Genomic DNA, 19,441 nt, shown 5'->3' on the forward strand with positions numbered 1-19,441 from the left:
GGCGAGCGCCAAGCCTCCTCAGTCGCTCCGCTCCCTGCGGGGTCTCGGCTGTCTCGCTATCCCACGGGAAAGGTGTTGCCCGACGCTTGCGAGGGCAATCCTTTGCGACGCAGTGCGAAGCGCTGTGGGAGCAGTACGGTTTTCTCCGCGGTTTTGCTCCATATCTTTTCCATAGTCAGCACCGTGCAAGTATCAGATTTGATTCATTTGTATTTCTTTAGTTCAATTTATATAACCAGTAAAAAAATAAGCCCGAGTCTGCAAACTCACCAGACTCAGGCTTACTCGTCGTTCTATTCTAAGTTGGCGTGTTTGCCGAACATGTCGTCGGATGTTAATTGCTGTTTGTCCATATACTTCAAGATCAGCGCATCGTAGAACACAAGCAGCGATTGCTCAAACAACGAGCCCATCGGTTGAATGGACTTGCCGCTGGCGCCTTCCGCTTTTGCTTGCGCCGGGATGATCACTTGGATATCCCCGAGCTTGCCTATGCTTGAGTCGGGGTTGGTCGTAATGGCCGCGACCGATGCGCCGATGGTTTTGGCTTTTTGTGTCATCGAAAGCAAGCTCCCAGTTTCACCCGATCCCGAGCCGACGATGAACAAATCATCCGCTGTCAAGCTCGGTGTCACCGTTTCGCCTACCACGTATGCGTTCAAGCCGAGGTGCATCAGGCGCATGACGAACGCTTTCGCCATAAAGCCGGAACGGCCGCCGCCTGCTACGAAGATTTTGTTCGCTTGTTGCATGGCGGCGACCAATTTGTCCGCTTCCTCGTCGCTCACTTGACCGAGTGTATGCGTCAGTTCGGCGATGATTTCATTGGTGAAGCTTGTGGTGTTCATGTTAGACCGTGACGCTTTCTTTGATCAGCGCTTGGATTTTCGCCGCTTCTGTTTTTTTATCGTCTTTGCTCGTGATGCCGCCGCCGACAATGATCAAGTCCGGTTGCGCTTGTATCACTTCCGGCAAAGTTTCCAGTTTGATGCCGCCAGCAATCGCTGTTTTGGCGTTTTTCACGACGCCTTTGATGGTGCGCAAGTCTGCGAATGAATCTTTGCCTTCTGCCTGCAAGTCGTAGCCCGTGTGGACACAGATATAATCCGCTCCCAGCAAATCAAGCTCAGCGGCACGTGTTTCGATGTCTTTAACGGCGATCATGTCCACCAGGATTTTCTTCCCTAGTTTCTTCGCTTCTTCCACTGCGCCTTTAATGGAAGAATCTTCTGCTTGTGCGAGTATCGTGATGATGTCCGCTCCTGCAGCAGCTGCATTGCCGACTTCGTAAGCTGCGGCGTCCATAATTTTCACGTCAGCCAATACTTCTAGGTGCGGGAATGCCGCTTTGATTTCGCTTACAGCTTTCAATCCTTCTTTATTGATGACCGGTGTGCCCAGTTCAACGATGTCGATATGGTCCTCGACTTGTTTGATCAATTCGATTGCTTGTGGAATGTCTACCAAATCTAAAGCTAGTTGTAATTTCATGTATGTGTATCTCCTCAATGTGCATATTTTGATTCAACCCAAGTGTAAGTTGCACCAGTCCTTTTGTGAAGTACGCACTTTGTTATCACATACAGACAAAAAGTATACTGTCTCTATATATTGAACAGAAGGAACATGAATTGTCAGAGAAATATCGCACTAATCTTTTTATGGGCTATAGCAATTTTCTTATGATAAAGTGATTAAATGAGGCAAAACCGCAAAGAAACGACACTGCAGTCATTTTGCATGTAAACACGTCCGAAAAGCCACTTCCATTCCACCGACAGTATACTTTTTCACAGTAACTGTATTTAAAGTGCGTACTTACGTAAAACGCCCCGCTTCCCTATAATGGATGCTGGTGCGATTATCAACCATAGACATGTCCGGATTTACACAAGTAGGAGGATTTAACAGATGAGCACACTGAGTCCGACAATAGATTCACCAAACAGCAATGAGCCCGTCAGCTCTCAACAGCCGCGGTACATGGAAAACATGAGCTTTGTGTTATTCGGGGCAACAGGAGATTTGGCACAACGCAAACTGTTTCCCGCTTTATATAATTTATACCTCGACGGCAAACTGCCTGACACCCTGTCCATCATCGGCCTAGGACGAGACCATTGTGCCGATGGGGAGTTTCACTCCAAAATCGAGCAATCGCTGCGCCGCTTTTCCAGAAGGCCTGTTCACTCTGCTTCGCTGCAAGATTTCTTAGCGAAATTCCGTTACTATGCTTTTGATGCCACAGACAGTCAAGCTTATTACCAATTGGATGAGCTGATCGAATCGAGAGAAGGCGAACTCGGCATTCCACCCAATCGCCTGTTTTATCTGTCTGTCGCTCCCAGCTTGGTCGATGTCATCACTTCCAATTTACACGCGAGCGGCATCAGCCAACAGGACGGCTGGAAGCGGCTGGTCGTCGAAAAACCGTTCGGCACCGATCTTGAAACCGCACGAGCCCTAAACCACAAGCTGAGCACCGTGTTCACTGAAGAGGAAATCTACAGAGTCGATCATTACCTCGGCAAACCAATGGTCCAAAACCTGAAAACCTTAATTTGGGCGAATCCGCTGTTGGATTCAGTGCTGAATCATCAGCAAATTTCCAATGTCCAAATCACGGCGAGCGAAACAGTCGGCGTGGAAAACCGGGCGGAATATTACGACCAAGCCGGCGCGATCCGCGATATGGTCCAAAACCACCTGCTGCAGCTCGTCATGATGACCGCCAGTTACCTGCCCGTCAACTCGAGTGAACATCAAGGCTCCGTCCAAAAAACCGATATCATTGAATCGCTCGAACCTATCATGAAAGAACTGGCTCACCAACACATTGTCCGCGGCCAGTATGAACCCGGCGAAATCGAGGGCACATCCGTGGTAGGCTATAAAGAAGAGTCGGGAGTCGGCGATAGTTCCAAAAACGACACTTATTTCGCCGCCCGCATCTCGATCGACCATCCGTCTTGGCGGGGCATCCCTTTTTATATCCGAACCGGCAAACGCATGAACGAGAAATCGACGCAAATTGTCATCGAGTTTGAAAGCAAAGCGGGAGATTCGCATGAACTAGAAGGACTGTCCCCCAATTTACTGGTTCTGGAAATCAGCCCGAACGAAAGCATTTCGCTGCGCGTCAACTTAAAAGACCCTGCTAGTGACCGCTTCAAGCCTGTATGGACCAAGTTTTCAACAGACTCAAGCGACCAGCCGGAAGCCTATGAACTGCTGCTGCACGATGCCTTGCGCGGCAATTCCACGTTCTTTGCCGACTGGAAAGAAGTCGAGCTGTCATGGATGTGGACCCAGCCATTACTAGAAGCGTTCCAAGAAGATCTCTTGCCGTTGTATCTGTATCCAGCCGGATCAACGGGCCCTAAAGTGGTCAATGAGTTATTATTGGCTGATCAACTTGAATGGTGGTAAAACGAATTATATAAGCTGAACTATATAAGTTGACCTAATAATCCTTGGTTGCCGATATTCCACAAAACAGCTTCGCTTGCCGCGGGCGAGCGCCAAGCCTCCTCAGTCGCTTACGCGCCTTGCGGGGTCTCGGCTGTCTCGCTTTCCCGCAGGCGTCTCCGCTGTTTTGTTCCATATCTGTTTGTTTGTTCGCAAATTATTAGTATTCAAGTATTAGTGATAATTCACTGATATTTCATTCGTTCAACTCACATTTATAAGTAAATGAAGATTTTGAAAAAAATGTATAAATAGAAACTAGATATCATATGTTCGATAATTAATAGAAAGTGAAGGTGAACAGACAATGAAGCAGCACATTGGCGTCATCGGTTTAGGCGTTATGGGGAAAAACTTAGCGCTCAATATGGAAAGCAATGGCTATTCGGTATCCGTCTATGATTACTGGAGCGACCGGGTGGACGAAATGGCCCAAGAGCTAGGGCAAAAACAACGCATTGTCGGAACCTACAGCATAGAAGAATTTACCGCTTCACTCGAAGCACCGCGTAAAATCCTGATGATGGTCAAGGCTGGGGACACGACCGATAGCGTCATCGACTTGCTCCTTCCGCACCTGGAGCCTGGAGACATTGTCATCGATGGCGGAAATTCCTTTTTCGAAGACACTAACCGCCGTGCACAGCGATTGGATGAAGCCGGACTGCATTTCATCGGCGCCGGCATTTCCGGTGGCGAAGTAGGTGCGCGTTACGGCCCTTCGATCATGCCGGGCGGGCCGAAACAAGCCTATGATCAAATCCAACCGATCTTGGATGCCATTTCCGCAAAAGTCGACGACACGCCATGCAGCACCTATATGGGTTCTGCAGGAGCGGGCCATTACGTGAAAATGGTTCACAACGGCATCGAATACGGCGACATGCAACTAATATCCGAAGCGTACTTCATCATGAAACACGCGCTCGATTTGACCAACCAACAGATGGCGGATATCTTTTCAGAATGGAACGACGGAGAACTTGATAGCTACTTAATCGAGATCACTGCGGACATTTTGAACAAGCACGACGATGAAACCGGAAAACCGCTGTTGGACCTAGTGTTGGATGTCGCCGAGCAAAAAGGCACAGGCAAATGGACCAGCCAAAACGCCTTGGATTTAGGCGTTTCCTTGCCGATCGTGACGGAATCCGTGTTCGCCCGCTTCAATTCCAGCATGAAGCAAGAACGGGTCGCAGCCAGCAAATTACTGACTGGTCCCGAAGCAACAAACTATACAGGCGACGCAAAAGACATGATCGAAGCCATTCGCCAAGCCTTGTATATGAGCAAGATTTGTTCTTATGCCCAAGGGTTTGTCCAATTGCGCACAGCATCTGAGACGTACGGATGGAATATCCCGTACGGCGAGGTAGCGATGATTTTCCGCGGAGGATGCATCATTCGCGCGCGGTTCTTGCAAGAAATCAAAACCGCGTTTGACAACACCCCTGCACTGCCTAACTTATTAGTGGATCCATACTTCCAACAAGTGACAGCCGACTATCAACAGTCGCTGCGCAAAGTGCTCACTTTGGCCATTCAGCAAGGCATTTCAGCCCCTGCATTTTCCAGCGCATTGGCCTATTACGACAGCTACCGCACAGCCGAATTGCCGGCGAACCTGATCCAAGCCCAGCGAGACTATTTCGGTGCGCATACTTACCAGCGCACAGACAAAGCAGGAAGCTTCCATACAGACTGGTCATCCAACTAACAAGCTCCTATTTAAATAAGCTGACCGACAAAAAAAGCGTATCGCCTCTCGAGAAACAACAGAGGCGGTACGCTTTTCTTCGTTTTAAAATCTTGTTCCCAAATTTACCGAATGCTGCTTTAGCTTGAGGAAGGCGTCGGTCAAGCGTTAAAAGAAACAACTGTGCCGCGCGAAAACCTATTCATCACCACTAAAGTCTGGAACGCCGACCAAGGATACGACAATACCTTGCGCGCGTTTGACGAAAGTTTGGAACGCCTCGGCCTCGATTATATGGATCTGTACCTGATCCACTGGCCGACTCCTGAATTCGATCAATACGTCGATACGTATAAAGCGTTGGAAAAGCTGCACAAAGACGGACGCGTCAAAGCGATCGGCGTCTGCAATTTCGAAGTCGATCATTTGCAACGCCTCTTGGATGAATGCGACGTACCTCCCGTACTCAACCAAATCGAATGCCACCCGTACTTGGCACAAAAAGAATTGAAAGAGTTCTGCGCCCAACACAATATTTTCGTGGAAGCATGGAGCCCACTAGATCAAGGCGGCGAAGTGCTGCAGGATAGAGTGATCCAAAAAATCGCTGAAGCGCACAAAAAATCCTCTGCCCAAATCGTCTTGCGCTGGCATCTGCAAAACAACACCATCGTGATTCCAAAGTCGGTGACTCCATCAAGAATCGAAGAAAACTTCGATGTCTTTGATTTTGAACTGAGCGAAGAGGACATGAACCAAATCGATGGATTGAACAAAAACCGCCGCAAAGGCGCACATCCGAACGAAATGAATGTTCGGTAAGTCAATAACACATGCAAAAAGCCCATTCCTTAGCTGGAATGGGCTTTTTGCAGCCAGAATTGTGTGCAACACAGGGACATTCAACCACAAAGCGAAACGGAAAACCGCATCTCATCGCCTTTTCAGGGCTTTTGAATTGTGTCTGACACAGGGACATCTATATTTTTCTGTACCTAGTAGCCCGCCCTTTGCCAATACGTTCGATTATCCGATCGTTTAATAGGGACTCCAATTTGTTTCTAATATATGTTTTGCTTTTCTTTAAATAATCTTCTAACTCTTTGCTAGTGAATGTATCGTTTTCTTCCATCCAAAGCATCAATCCCGCAGATTCAGGGCTACTAGCATCTATTATCCCCACTTTGGGCAAAGTCACCACAAAAGAGTTTGGCCCCACATGCCAATATGGCTGATTTTCTGAATCTCGATAACTTTCTTTGATCCGTTGCAAGCCAGTCCCATAACTTTCAATCAATTTCATGCGATAAAAACAATTGGCCAGCCTTGGGTTTCTGCTTTGCGAAATGCCTAGTTCAATATCTTCCAAGGTTAAGCCCTGGACCAACCCTCCAACAGAAACAATTTCAATCCGATCATCAAATATATGAATCAAGATACTTCCACTAAAACTATAATCCCGGTGTACTACTGCGTTTACCAACGCTTCACGCAGCGCAAAAACCGGATACTCTGCAGTATCTTTTCGATGCAATCCATCAAAATTTGTAGAGGTGGCATTATGCAATTGCAAATACTCAAAAGCTTCATCTACCTGCTTCATAACAGAACCATTGAATTCTTTACGATCTTGGAAATCCAACTTTGTTACGCCCCTATAACGGGCACCTTTGATTGAGTGTTCGCACTGATCCGATAAAAGCAGTCCCAGATTGGTATAATAATTATCTGAATTAGTAATTCCAAGAGTTTTTTGCTGCGTTTGTCCGAAGGTAAGTCCTTCAGCATCAAACAATCGCTTGGTTTCATGAAAAGTCAAAGATTGGTTAATACATCTCATGTTTTCATATTGGGTACCATCCGACTCAATGATCATTTGGCGGATGGCTTCATCGGATGCCGCACTAGCTGAAGTACCATGCCGAATAAAAACACCAGAAGGCTTCATTCCTTTACTGGCAAGATGATAAGGTCTTCTCGACCCACGCGTAATTTCAATTTTCAATACCTTTTTGTCCTTTATTGTCTGGATTTCTGCAGATGTGTGAACCAAAATATCAGGTTTTATACTGTCCCTAAGAATATTGCTAACTGTTTCCAACTCTTTCTGTGCATTTGCCAAGCCAACTACAGTTCCATCATCATCAATTCCTATAAGTATTTCTCCGCCATCAGTGTTTGCGAAAGCGATGATTTCTTTTTTGAGCCCCTCTGTTACTTCACGCTTCAATTCAAGTTTTGGGCTTTCTTCAAACATATTCATCACCTCAAAATTTATCGATTTTAAATCGATTGTTATTTAAATCGATTATAATCGATTATATTCGATTTATCAACCATTAATTCTACGCAATTGACAAAAACCGCCGCAAAGGCGCACACCCGAACGAAATGAACGCTCGGTAAGCCAATAACACATGAAAAAAGCGTATCGCCTCTGGAGTAACAGCAGAGGCGATACGCTTTTCTTCGTTGTTAAAATTGCTTGTTCCCAAGTTAATTGAGTGGTGCTTTACCCGAATAGCTCCAACAACTCCTCAAACCTACGAATCGAATAGTCAAACCCGTCCACATCCCCAAACCCATACGCCGCATAGACAAACGGAATTCCTGCCACTCCGGCTGCTTGCTGATCGCCTGCTGTATCCCCAACATAGACAGCGTCTTCTAGTTGGTTTCTTTCCATGATCAGCTTGATGTTTTCCCCTTTGAACAAGCCGGTTCTCCCTGGATTTTCGAAATCGAGGAAATACTTATCCAATTTATGATAGGCATAAAAGCTTTCGATATAGCCTTCTTGGCAATTGCTGACGATATACAAATTGTATTTCTGGGCCAGTTTTTCCAATACCGCTTCAACGCCGTCGTATAATTTCCCGCCTTCTCGGCTTAAGCGCTCGTATTTCACTACAGAAAGTTGCTTCGTCAACTCCAGGTATTGCTGTTCCGGCAAATGAGGAAAGAGCTTTTCGCCGATTTCCTTTTGCTGAAGTCTTACTTTGAGAGATAAGCTGAATTAATTTCGAGATTTATTTTCCTAGAATCTAAGAAAACCAGTAACCGCAATACAAAGGTTACTGGTTTTCGAGTTATATATTTCACTTATAAAAACTTGTGATAATCCGATGATATGTAACTAAGCAAAAAAGTTGAAAACAGTTAGGAGAACTCTTTCTGCGCTTTTTTGACAGCGAGTGAAAAAGAAAAAGCTCCCCGGGGATAGCTGGATGCTTGAATGATTTTACAGATTGAGCCGTCTGTCCGGATCACAGTATTCCTGGCGCAGGTATTCAATCAGGGAAAACGTAATCTGTTCTTCCAGCGAGCCGAAGTCGGCATCGAACACCAGCCGATTGTCTTCAAAGTTGAACGTATCCTGCAGATACACCATGTGCCGGGCGTCGCATAACCCCGTTTATAACCCCAGAATCCGGTTCAGGATGTAATTCCGGGTGTCCCGAAGCCAAGTCGAGCACTGAGAAGCCGATACGGTCATCGGCAAGTCCTACAAGAGTCCGCACCAGCCGGTTAGAGATAATCGGTAAGTTGGAGTGAAACAGCGCAGGCCATCATCCAAGTGTTGAAAAACTTGCCGAAGAAAGTGGTGAAGTCCATTACCGCAGACCGTGGGAAGAACTCGAGAAAAGACTGGAAGTCCCTTTTTACTTCGCCAATCTCGGTGTGCCGGGTCAGAGGGGCACCAACGAAAACAGCAACGGCCGCGTTCGCCTCACGTATCCAAAAGGAACCGGCTTCAGTCGAATGACCCAGAAGGAAATCATGGATTTTCTCTTGACCTTCAACCAGGTGCCCCGAAAAGTGTTTGATTACAACAAGCCATTTGAGGTATTCATGAGTTTCTTGCCGTGTTCGACTTGAGTTGACAATTTACAAATACAAAAGAGAACCCTCCCCGCCGTTCAATGAACGATGGAGAGGGTTCTCTTAGTCTTATATGCGTTCCTATAATGTCCGAGGAGTACTTTTAGGAATTCCTAGGAACGTTGGGATTATTTAGTTTGTGATAGGTTGTGTATGCAGGATGTGTAAGGTTTTTTGAAAAGACTGTAACTTTTTTCAAAACACCTTCATTCTCCCCTCTAATATTTTAGTTTATTCATCATAGATTCTAACGCAACCATTAATTTTAAAGCCTGTTTTATGTGTCCGATTGCAATATTTCCACGAATCAGAGGAATTAACGCCTCCATAGTTTCTAACTGACTGCGCTTTGAATTTTGTTTAGAAATACTTGCTTGAAAAATAATCACTTCATTTTCCGAATCACCGAAAAAATCTTCAATTTTTTTCTCTAATAGCATTTCAACTATCATTGCCTGACTAATTTCTAATTCGTTAATGTTCATATTAATTACCTCATTAGGCTTTCTAAAATATCCATATCCTTTTTATTTAATGTCGTCATTTCTTTGAATGCACTTTCTAGCGCTTTAGCAGTAGCTTTAGTTTCTTCTGTATGTGCATTTAATGATTTTAGTACATGTTGATTTTGCTCAATCACACCTTTAGAATCTGATAACAATTCATTCATAGTCGTACTGTGTGAATCTGAAGCACGTGATACTAGTATAATCGCTCGCTCAAGTTGACTAGATGATGTATCTAATAAATTCGTAATTTCAGACTGTAGTTGCTCGGTGAATTCAGTACTTTTCTCTTCTTGACTTTCAATACCATCTAAAAATACAATTAAAAATTCTTCAAACGATTTTTGTGATACTGCACGTTGTTCTTTCAATTCCTGAATACCTGACACTAAACTTTCTTTTGATGCAGTAAGCGTATTTGTATACTGATCTAATGTATTATTCAACGTTGATGCAATCGCATCTTTTATTGAGTGTTGCGTATCGATAAGTTGTTGGTGATGAGCAGCTAAAGCTTGTTCATGTGTTCCAAGTTGACCCGTGTATATTTTAATTTCTTCATACGTATTTGCATAGAATGTTTGAGCCGTTGCAAATGTTTCTCGTTGGTCAACTAATGTCGTTGACATTGCTTCGTTTGCTTTTTCAACTGATTGAAATAACGAAGTTGAATGTTCTTTTTCAAGTTCGCGTAAATCTAATAAGGCGTGACGAGTCGTTTCCCAACCCCCAATAATTTTATCGTTTAAAGCGGTTGTATTCTTATCAATTAATTTTGTTACAGTTTGTTGCGTGTCCATAATATGTGCATGCTCTTGTTGACGTAGTTGTAATTGCTGTTGTGCTGCTTCTTTCCAGGCAGTTAACAATGCACCATGTGAAAGTTGTGCTTGCTCTTGTAATGCTTCTTTTAATTGTTGCTGAGCATTTTTGAAAATGTCACGCTGTTTATTTAAATGCTGAGTATAAGCCACTTCTTTTTCTTCTACTGCTGCTAACATTTTATTAAATGTTTGCTGCTCTTGTTCACGAATATCAAGCTGCTTTTTTTGATGTTCGCTCCACAATGATTCAATCTGTTTATTCGATTGCTCTGTAGTTTGCAACAAAGACTGATGTGTTTGCTGTACTGCAGCAAACGTTTCTGTTGATACTTTACTTTGTTCAACAAGCCATTGTTGTAAGTGTTGTGCTGTATTTTTAGCAAGCTGATCCTGTTGTTGTTGCAATGCTGTTAACTCTGACAGTAAGTCCGTTGATTTTTCTACTACTTGCTTTGTTTGTTCCGTTAATTGCTGCTGTGTTGTAGACCATACAGACATTAATTGCTCATTCGTTTGTTTAGCTAAATCAGATGCATTTGTCGTCAATTGCTGTTGATAACTTGCTAAGCTGTCTACGATAGACTGCGTTGATTGCTGCATAGTTTGTTGTAACTGCTGTTGTTGGCTTTCTGTTTGCTGAACTTGTTTTTGCTTGCCTAATGCGACGAAAACACCAGCTAAAATCCCTGCCACAAGCGCTATAATAATAGCTGTTGTTCCTTCATATAAAGGGAAAACTACTGCTACCACTAAAACAAAGGTTGCTAACGATGGAAATAGATTCATATATTTCTTCCCTTTCTAAATTCTTCTAAATAGTATTGAACGGTATTGTCTAAATAACGTGTTATTTCTTTTGGTAAACGACGCTGAATCGAGTCATTTACAAATTCGTAACACTTCGTCTTCATCTGAAGCGTTTCCAATTCATATGCGATCCGTTCTAAATATATTGTATTTAAAACGTGTTCTTTTTGTAATGTTTTTAATCGACGTTCTAGTTCATTCCATATTACTTGAACAACTGTTTGCAATTCTTCTATTGTTTTTGTCTTACTTTGAATTTGTCTTAAATGATAAGTGTCTAGTAATTCTCTTTTCAAAATAGGGATGAGCAATTTAGTATAAAGCTCTTTCAACTGTTTCATCCAAACATTTAGTATTAACCGATTATTTTTAACGTATATATAAGCAAAGCAATCTTCTAATTTCATTGCCCATTGCTCATTTTCTAATGCAAATTGTAAGTCATCTTCGATAAAAATAATACTTGCACGTATGTCCTCTAATACATCTTCTTTTCTCGATACAATTTGATGAGAATAATTTGTTTTATGCTGTATCGCTTCTAACAATAGCGAACGTTGTAAAGGAATGACGGCTTGCTCTTTTAGTATGCGGTAGCCTTTTTCTATAAAATAATTTCTCGCATTGCGAATACCTAGATCCATATCACCAATATCACTAATGACAAATTCGCGTTCACTTTGTGTAACAGCAATTGATATGCGAGATTGAGAAATACCTAAATTCTGCAAATAGCGCAGCTGCTGCACTGTATCCGCCTTACCATACGGAAACCCTTCAAACCAAACAAACGTAGTTGAACCTGATAAAAGCTGACTTTGTTCAAAGTATTGTTTAAATTCATGTTCAGACGTGGAGTACGGTGGGAAAACTAATTTTATGTTAAGCGGAAGTTGCCCTGGTGAAACAGAAATAAAATATGTTCCCCCTGCAACGACATTTTTCAACTCACGAAAGCTATTGTCCTTCCATTCATAACAAAGTGCTTCCTCTGCAGAAAACAAAACCCACGTGCTTTGTTTAAAAATCACTTTTTCCGGATGCCAAAACCTGTCTAAATTCGCATTACTAGACGAATAGGAGCGAAATAAAGCATATCGCTCCGCTCCCACATCTCCTAAAATAAATAGCGAACGTTGATATGGCAATATTTTTTTCATATCCATATCAGCTAACTCCTAACTGTTTAAAATTTGAATATAGTTAAACAAATGTCCTTCGTACGCCGATTGCTCGTCTTTATTTTTTTGACGTGTCTCAATTAATTGCACTAATTGCTGCTTTTGTATATGCAGTTGTTGTTGCAATTTCAAGGAAATAACGGCTGGCATATGCGTAATAAAGCGTTCCAAATACATTTCAACGTTTGAACGATAACTTGTTAATAAAGTTTGCATTTGCTGTTCAAAATTACGCACAAGCTGCTGACGATATGCAATAACTTGCTGTTCACGCAACTGTTGTTCACGACGTTTTTCGGTTTCATACATTTGCCGCTTTAATTGCTGCTCGTATTTTTCTTGTAGACTTTTTTCTTCACGCAATTTTTCCTCACGTGTTTCTAGTGAATCTACTTGTTGCATGCGTCGTAGCTCTGATTGCTTGGCACGTTTAATTTTCTCTTCAACCTTCGCTTTTTCACGTAAGAAAGCTTCCTTATATTGCGGGTCTTCTACAATTTGTGGTGGACCGTCAACCACTTTCCCGACTTGACCAAACCAGTACTCTAGCGTAATTAAATTTAAAACGTTAAGGTTACTTTCTTTACCGGATTCTTTTTGGGAACCTTGTGCTGTTTCAATTAATTTTGTAATATCTTTATATTTGTCAGTTTTAGCTAAAACTTTCCCAGTTTTCTCAACGGTCGATGCAATTTTCGCCATCTTTTCAACATACTTTGTACCTATAGCCACTTTATTGATCATACCGGCTGCCTTAGTAGCACCTGTCGCAAATGCTTTACCAGGAATAAATACCATCGCCCAGTCCGCTAAATTTCCTATTGTTTTTAACGTCTCCTGCGATGACGTATTGTGCTTTTCAACATACTGTGGTTCGTAAGCACCTAATTCATCCATTTCACCTGTCGCTTCTTGCATTTCATCTGCTATTGCTACACCTTGAGCTTCCATTTGCGCACGCTTTTGCTCAATTTCTTGTGAGCGTTGTTCATACCCAGACGTGTTATCCTGAAGCTTTTCTTGAATAAATTCACCTTGCACAAAAATATCATCCACAGTTGGTACTTCGACTTGTAGCTGAATATTCGGTATGTCTCCTAACGAATACGCCTCAATATCTGTTTTTAGTGCTGTATTTGTATCCGTTGTAGACTTTTGTAAAAATTCACTTAATTTATCATTTGTAATTATTTTAAGCGCTTCTGTCGCTTTCGTTATTTGTTGCTCTACCTGTACTTCCGCTGCTTTTTGTAGAGATTCCACCGTATTATATTGCTGTAATGATTGGCCAAAGCTGTCAACAGCTGCTTTAAACTGTCCATCATATGTTGATAAAACCGCTTGCTTCGTCGCTTCAAACGTCAAATCAAAGTTGCTTTTTTGCTTTTGCACACGCTCATCAACGTAACGAATATCTTCTTGTAACTCCTCTATCTTTGTTTGAATATCTAAGTCTGTAACACTGCGACTTACTTCTAGCTGTTGCTTGCGTTCAGTTAAATTTTGTACAAACTTTACTTTAATTTGCTGCATTTGGCGGATAATGCTTTGTTTACGCTTATCTTCAACATTTTGCACGAATTGTACTTGCAAGAAATTAACAAACTCATCTAACAAGGTTTTCCAGTTTGGAATTATTAATAAATCTTTCTCGTTTGTCACACCGAAATACGTCGCTTGTCGACCAATTGCCTCTTCTAGTTGTTGCTGGTCTTGCTGCATAATTTTTTTCGGCGTGTCATTTTCATCTCTGCGCAACTGGTCAATTTTTGTACGAATAAAAAGTAAATCGATGCCCATTTGATCAATCATAGACACTAAACGAACATCCGCTGCTGTTAGTGATTTACCCATGATATACATAATGGCATGTGCTTTTGGTAAAATATCTATCGTACGGTTTGCATGATTTGAAATAATTGTATTTAATCCTGGCGTATCAATAAACACAATACCTGTTTTTAATAATGGATGCTGAACGTACACATTAATATTAATTATTTCCGAATTGTGTATTTGTTGAATACCTAAAATCTCACTTACTGACGTTTCCGTTTGTAAGTTTTGTTGGCTTAAATCCATTAACTTTTCAACTTCAAATTGAATCCTGGTATCATTTGTTACTATTTCAGCATATTCAGTTTCACCATAGTAAAGAAACGTCGTATACGCTGTCGTCTCACTTAGCATCGTCGGTAAAATATGGCGGCCAATTAAATTGTTAATTAAGCTTGATTTACCCGATGAAAACTGTCCGATAATTGGAATATAAAAATGTTGCTCGTCCAACTTTTCTTGTAATACTGAAAGCTTATCTAGTGAAATTCCATCTTGCAATAATTCCCCAACTTCAATATATTGATTGATTTGCTGTTGCATATCCATGTCCCCTAACTATATAGAAGTAACTTGATTTGAAGCTTGCTCAATGACGTCAATTTGAATCGATTCCATTTCTGAAATGAATTCGTTTACGTCCCTAGCAATCGCTTTTAGCTGTAGTTGTTCTTGTACGAACTCTTTATGTTTTTTTGCACGTTCCGTTTCACCAGATTGTAAAATATCCATTAACTGTTGCAGTTCATTTTTCTTATCAACAGACTGTTTTTCAAATTGTTGTTCCAATGCTTGAATCATAATATTAGCAATCATTTCTTCTTTGCCTTTAATATTTGCACGAAGCGTTTTCGTAATTTCACGGCCGATTATTGCTAGGTAATCTTCAAATTCATATCGGACATTTGTTAATACTTTTTGTTGCTCCTTTTGAATCTTTTCACTATATTCCGAAATATATTTTTCACGTTGCTGCTGTAAATCTTGCTGTTTCTTATGAATTATCCGTTGCTCATGGTCTATAATTTCAGCGTCTATATTTCCCTTGCCGTCTAAATTTTTCTTCGCTGACTCAATTGCATTTTTGCTAGTTGTAATCTCTTGACGTAAAAGTTCCTGATCTTCATCATATTTGACCTGAGCGCTATTATCGTATTCAAATTGAGTATCATCAACTGTAGGTTTCCCTAACAGTACATCACCAACAAACCCAAAAACCCCTCCACGTTTTTCTTTACGAGTTCCCTTGATTTCAATACGTTCCACACTAGGTCGTATACCTAAATATTTTGTTTTTATTTCTTCGTCTTGATATAGACGCATCAATCGCTCATCTAATCTTCCAAGCTGCTTTCTTACTATTCGGGCTTCTAATGCTTTTAATTCGGTATCATCCGATTTTTTCCGAAGTGCTTCCTTCTCTTGCTCGATTTCTTTAGTCTTATTATCATAAGAATCCATATTAATATGCACATCGTTATTTATTTCAAATTCGATTGTACGAATCGGGCTTATATCTGCATTGGCTTGTCCAATTTTATTATTAGCTAAAACTGCGATTTCTTTATATTTTGCATTCATTTTTTTTCGAATAGAAGAAGTGAATTCTTCGTTTAGCTGTTCAACGATTTGTTCACATTCACGATTAATCTGTCTATTAATACGTTCAATATGTGTTTGAATCGTCTCTAAATCTGTTAACGAATGAATTTTCGAACCTAAATTCAAACTTAAAACTTCAATTTGCGCTTTTGCATTATTTTCCAAATCTAATGCAAGCTCTTTTATTTCTAATTGAATCGCGCCTTTTTGTTGCTCTAATTGTTCTCGGATTACTTGTAAATCAGCCTCTACCTCTTGAATACGGGCATTAATCTCATCAGCACCTTTTGCATCTTCTAACGTGCTTAATGTTTCTTTAATCACTGCGCTACGTTTTACTAACTCATGATGGATCTTTTCAACTGGTGAAAGTAGTTCTTGGACTGTTTTCTCGCCGTCTGTTACAAACTTCCATAAACGTTGTTCAAATGATTCAATACGCGAAATCTGTAAAAATCGGATACACGCTTCTTCATCATGGTCTTTTTGCATAGAATTGTCGGGATATTCTAACTGTTCTTTCGTCCGTGCAACTAAAGCTGGATAAGCTGCAATTGGATAAATTTCAGGCATTTTATGGTCTGGGAAAAATGTTAAATAGTTTTCACGCAAACGACCTACAACAGATTCAACAGTTTCCTCTGATTGTTTAATCTTATCAATTTGGTTTAGCACTAAAAATATATTGTCAAATCGTTCTGATAGCTTCGCAAGTACTTCAAAGTCCGATTTTGACCCTGGTTGAGATGCAGCAAACATATAAATACATGCATGTGAACGTTCAATTTGACGCTCTGTTACTTCTGCATGGCCTTTTGCAACCCCATTTAAACCTGGACTATCTACTAATGTTATACCTTGCTCTAGTAATGGCGAATCTAGATAGAGCGTTACAGATTCGATATCTTGAACTACTTGATCGCCACCTAATGTCGATACATTTTGGGCGATAGCATCTTTCGTCGCTTCTGAAAATTTTGTCGGTGTCGAAGGATTTTTATAATCGATTTGTAATGTATGACCATTTGGTGATTTCGTCTTATGTTTTAAAAAGTTAATTGTTGCTGTCGTTTCACTTGTAAAAGAAGGCAAGTAACGATCACCCATAACAGCATTTAAAAATGTCGACTTACCCGCACTAAACTCCCCTACAATTACGATAGAGAAATCTCCGTTTTGTAAATCTGTTAAAAATTGATTCAGACTCGAAACTTTATCTTCTTCCTCAATACCATCAAAATATTGGATTGAACGATCTAATAACGTTATTAATGTTTCTTTCCGTTTTTGATGCTGCTGTAAATGTTGATTCATGACAAAATCCCCCTATGCTAAAGTTTTGGCTATTTGCTGTAAATTCTTTTGCGCCTCTAATAATTGCTGTGGCGTAGCTTTTTGAACGACCTGCTTTTTTAATCTTTGCAATTTTTCTGTATACTCTTTGTATGACTGCACGTAATGCTTTTCAATCCCCTCATCGACTTTCGGAATTTCTTTGTTCAAAATTGCTTCGATTTCTTGACGGTAAAATTTAGTTAAGTCATTCATTAAATACTGCTCTAACGCGTATAAAATTTCCTTTTCCTGACGTGTGTAATAAAGACGCTTGTTGCGATCATAAATTTCCTTTTTCTCACGTTGTAAGCTGTTAAGATCTGCATGTAATGATTCAATTTTACGTTCTAATTGCGTTAGTCGTGTATTCGTTTCAAGCGCACTCGTTTCACACTTTTGCAACCTTTGCTGTGCAGCATTAATCGTTCGCATTAGGTCATTTTCTTTAAGTCTATATTCATCGCGAATTTGTTGCTCTTTGTGATCCCACGATTGTCGGTTACTGTCGTCTGTTACTGGACGTGACTTAGTATCATATCCACCTAGTCCTGTCTTTCTGGCTGCCCAACCAAAGAAACCACCTTTTTCATCTTCATAATACTCTGTACTTCGTTCTACATCAGGCCTTCTTCCTAAACTTTGAATCTCACGTTGACTTTGATTAAGAAGGGAAATTTTATTTTTTTGTAAAGAAGTAACACCCTGTCTTGCATAGTTATACTGTTGCTCTACATCGCTATGTATTTCAAGAACTGAACATTCCTCGTTTCGAAGCTGTTTCAGCATCTTTTCAGTTTGTTCAATCTTTTTAAGCGCACTTACATTATCTGAATTCGACTTTTCTAACACGATTGAAAATTGAATATCTTTCTTTGAAATAGAAATTTTAGGATAGTGATTTTCAATTCGCAATACCGCACTTTCATATAAATCTGTTAAAAACACAGTTAATATACGCATATATTCATCTGATAAAGTTCTTTCTTCTCCATGAATCGCCTTTTCTATATGTTCTTGCAGTTTCGCTAAATACTTTTCAGGATTATCCTGCATTTTCATATAACGAGCTATTTCACTTTCAACGTTAGCTTGCATTTTTTTATAAATATATGTTAAATCCTTTTGTACACGTTCAAGTAGCATCGCACGAATATCAGCTTTTCTAGCCACTGTAAAATTACGTAAATGATTAAAATTATCATCTTTCGACTGATTAGCCAGTTGCATACGTAACTCGATTTCTTGTAACTGCTTTCCATCGATTTCTACTTGATGAATTTCTACCTGTTCCTCGAATTCTGTTTTAATATCTTCAATTAGCGCATGCACTTTTTGTTCGATATTTTTTTGCATTAATCTTCCTTTTTCACTGTTTGTTAAACGGTTCCAAATTTCTGTTTCAACTTGACCAAAATTCGATTTTTTTAATAGTAATTGACGACGTTCATATGTCATAGCATTTGTGTCGCCTTCGTATAATTGTGTAATCGCTGGATCTTTTGCAGTTAATGCTAGCAAAGATGATACACCTATAATCGTTGGGTCATTTTGTACACCAATATCAGCTAATTGCTTTCGTAATTCGGCAATTTTCAAATCGACCGTTTCACCTTCAGCCTCTTTTAACGTATCAACAGCATTAATAACGAATACAAAAGATGACTGATACTGCTTTAAAAGCTCATACATTTGAACATTCGATTGTGATAAGCCTCTGGTGTGTAATAAGTAAATACTTGTATGCGCTCGTTGAATTTCATAGCGTGTTCGTTCGTAATGTCCTTCTGCCACACCATTTAAACCTGGCGTATCAATAAATACAATCGGTTCATCTGTATATGGAAAATCAACATGTAATGTAACAGAGGTTACATCTTGAACTACATTTAGCTGTTTCGCCATTGTTGTTACATATTCGGTTAATCCTTTTGAATCTTTTGGCATATCTAATACAATTGATTCTTTATCTCCGAAAAATTCTACTATTACTTTATTACATAATGGATCGTTAGACTTTACGTTCTTAATATATGTAACAGTCGCTGTAGTCTCATTAACTGAATGAGGCAAAATATCTTTCCCGATTAATGCATTTAAAAAGGTTGATTTTCCTGAACTAAATTCACCAACTACTGTAATACGGAAAGATTTGTCATTCATTTGATTTTGGATATCTTTTGCTCTTTGAATAAAGTTTTGATAGTACTCTTTATTTAGTTGAGGTAATGAAATGATTTGATTTAGTTTTTGTTCGGAATTAATTTTTTTTGTAACCATATATACCTCTTACCCCCAAAAATA

General features: G+C 40.4%; 13 protein-coding genes and 1 pseudogene. 4 read left to right on the forward strand and 10 right to left on the reverse strand.

Translation table 11 applies throughout. The annotated features are described in order from the left end of the window. Window positions 1-293: 293 nt before the first annotated feature. Both hxlB and hxlA read right to left on the reverse strand, forming a co-directional pair. Window positions 294-848, reverse strand: coding sequence for a 6-phospho-3-hexuloisomerase (gene hxlB, locus J7E21_RS00120; protein ID WP_215103608.1), 555 nt, complete (start codon window positions 846-848; stop codon window positions 294-296). A gap of 1 nt (window position 849) precedes the next feature. After that, window positions 850-1,491 carry a 3-hexulose-6-phosphate synthase gene (gene hxlA, locus J7E21_RS00125; protein ID WP_215103609.1) on the reverse strand — a complete coding sequence of 214 codons (642 nt, stop codon included), beginning with the start codon at window positions 1,489-1,491 and terminating at the stop codon, window positions 850-852. A gap of 492 nt (window positions 1,492-1,983) precedes the next feature. Between hxlA and zwf the strand changes: the two genes are divergently transcribed. The 3 genes and pseudogenes from zwf to J7E21_RS00140 form a co-directional block, all read left to right on the forward strand. After that, a complete protein-coding gene (gene zwf / locus J7E21_RS00130) occupies window positions 1,984-3,429 on the forward strand; it encodes a glucose-6-phosphate dehydrogenase (protein WP_215103745.1) in 1,446 nt (481 codons plus the stop codon). Window positions 3,430-3,775: 346 nt separating this feature from the next. Then, complete coding sequence (gndA, locus tag J7E21_RS00135; protein WP_215103610.1) at window positions 3,776-5,188, forward strand: NADP-dependent phosphogluconate dehydrogenase; 1,413 nt, start codon at window positions 3,776-3,778, stop codon at window positions 5,186-5,188. Between the two features lie 126 nt (window positions 5,189-5,314). After that, a pseudogene (locus J7E21_RS00140) lies at window positions 5,315-5,989 on the forward strand (aldo/keto reductase); the annotation flags it as partial. 157 nt (window positions 5,990-6,146) lie between these two features. Here the strand turns inward: J7E21_RS00140 and J7E21_RS00145 are convergent. Then, window positions 6,147-7,424 carry an RNA-binding domain-containing protein gene (locus J7E21_RS00145; protein WP_215103614.1) on the reverse strand — a complete coding sequence of 426 codons (1,278 nt, stop codon included), beginning with the start codon at window positions 7,422-7,424 and terminating at the stop codon, window positions 6,147-6,149. Window positions 7,425-7,679: 255 nt separating this feature from the next. Beyond that, window positions 7,680-8,144, reverse strand: coding sequence for an HAD family hydrolase (locus J7E21_RS00150; RefSeq protein WP_215103747.1), 465 nt, complete (start codon window positions 8,142-8,144; stop codon window positions 7,680-7,682). Window positions 8,145-8,402: 258 nt separating this feature from the next. Between J7E21_RS00150 and J7E21_RS00155 the strand changes: the two genes are divergently transcribed. After that, on the forward strand, window positions 8,403-8,576 hold the full coding sequence (locus J7E21_RS00155) for a hypothetical protein (protein ID WP_215103616.1): 174 nt from the start codon (window positions 8,403-8,405) through the stop codon (window positions 8,574-8,576). A gap of 691 nt (window positions 8,577-9,267) precedes the next feature. Here J7E21_RS00155 and J7E21_RS00160 read toward each other — a convergent pair. Genes J7E21_RS00160 through J7E21_RS00185 form a run of 6 tightly spaced genes read right to left on the reverse strand, consistent with a single transcriptional unit; the run spans window position 9,268 to window position 19,417 of the window. Then, window positions 9,268-9,534, reverse strand: coding sequence for a hypothetical protein (locus J7E21_RS00160; RefSeq protein ID WP_215103618.1), 267 nt, complete (start codon window positions 9,532-9,534; stop codon window positions 9,268-9,270). A gap of 5 nt (window positions 9,535-9,539) precedes the next feature. Beyond that, window positions 9,540-11,165, reverse strand: coding sequence for a coiled-coil domain-containing protein (locus J7E21_RS00165; RefSeq protein ID WP_215103620.1), 1,626 nt, complete (start codon window positions 11,163-11,165; stop codon window positions 9,540-9,542). Continuing rightward, entirely contained in the window at window positions 11,162-12,352 is a 1,191-nt protein-coding gene (locus tag J7E21_RS00170; protein WP_215103621.1) for a hypothetical protein, read from the reverse strand. The genes J7E21_RS00165 and J7E21_RS00170 overlap by 4 nt, the downstream gene beginning before the upstream one ends. Window positions 12,353-12,364: 12 nt before the next feature. After that, on the reverse strand, window positions 12,365-14,746 hold the full coding sequence (locus J7E21_RS00175; protein ID WP_215103622.1) for a dynamin family protein: 2,382 nt from the start codon (window positions 14,744-14,746) through the stop codon (window positions 12,365-12,367). A gap of 15 nt (window positions 14,747-14,761) precedes the next feature. Next, the gene (locus J7E21_RS00180) at window positions 14,762-17,119 is read right to left on the reverse strand and encodes a dynamin family protein (protein ID WP_215103623.1); all 2,358 of its coding nucleotides are present in this window, start codon (window positions 17,117-17,119) and stop codon (window positions 14,762-14,764) included. A gap of 12 nt (window positions 17,120-17,131) precedes the next feature. Continuing rightward, on the reverse strand, window positions 17,132-19,417 hold the full coding sequence (locus J7E21_RS00185; protein ID WP_215103624.1) for a dynamin family protein: 2,286 nt from the start codon (window positions 19,415-19,417) through the stop codon (window positions 17,132-17,134). Window positions 19,418-19,441: the final 24 nt, after the last annotated feature.

Origin of the sequence: Planococcus sp. ISL-109, assembly GCF_018613655.1 — a bacterium.
Lineage (GTDB): Bacteria > Bacillota > Bacilli > Bacillales_A > Planococcaceae > Planococcus.

Excerpts from the sequence above, each read along its gene's own strand:
- gndA (WP_215103610.1), top strand. The coding sequence starts at position 3,776 with ATGAAGCAGCACATTGGCGTCATCGGTTTAGGCGTTATGGGGAAAAAC.
- J7E21_RS00165 (WP_215103620.1), bottom strand. The coding sequence starts at position 11,165 with ATGAATCTATTTCCATCGTTAGCAACCTTTGTTTTAGTGGTAGCAGTA.
- J7E21_RS00155 (WP_215103616.1), top strand. The coding sequence starts at position 8,403 with ATGATTTTACAGATTGAGCCGTCTGTCCGGATCACAGTATTCCTGGCG.
- J7E21_RS00180 (WP_215103623.1), bottom strand. The coding sequence starts at position 17,119 with ATGAATCAACATTTACAGCAGCATCAAAAACGGAAAGAAACATTAATA.
- J7E21_RS00175 (WP_215103622.1), bottom strand. The coding sequence starts at position 14,746 with ATGCAACAGCAAATCAATCAATATATTGAAGTTGGGGAATTATTGCAA.
- J7E21_RS00170 (WP_215103621.1), bottom strand. The coding sequence starts at position 12,352 with ATGGATATGAAAAAAATATTGCCATATCAACGTTCGCTATTTATTTTA.
- hxlA (WP_215103609.1), bottom strand. The coding sequence starts at position 1,491 with ATGAAATTACAACTAGCTTTAGATTTGGTAGACATTCCACAAGCAATC.
- zwf (WP_215103745.1), top strand. The coding sequence starts at position 1,984 with ATGGAAAACATGAGCTTTGTGTTATTCGGGGCAACAGGAGATTTGGCA.
- J7E21_RS00185 (WP_215103624.1), bottom strand. The coding sequence starts at position 19,417 with ATGGTTACAAAAAAAATTAATTCCGAACAAAAACTAAATCAAATCATT.
- hxlB (WP_215103608.1), bottom strand. The coding sequence starts at position 848 with ATGAACACCACAAGCTTCACCAATGAAATCATCGCCGAACTGACGCAT.
- J7E21_RS00145 (WP_215103614.1), bottom strand. The coding sequence starts at position 7,424 with ATGTTTGAAGAAAGCCCAAAACTTGAATTGAAGCGTGAAGTAACAGAG.
- J7E21_RS00160 (WP_215103618.1), bottom strand. The coding sequence starts at position 9,534 with ATGAACATTAACGAATTAGAAATTAGTCAGGCAATGATAGTTGAAATG.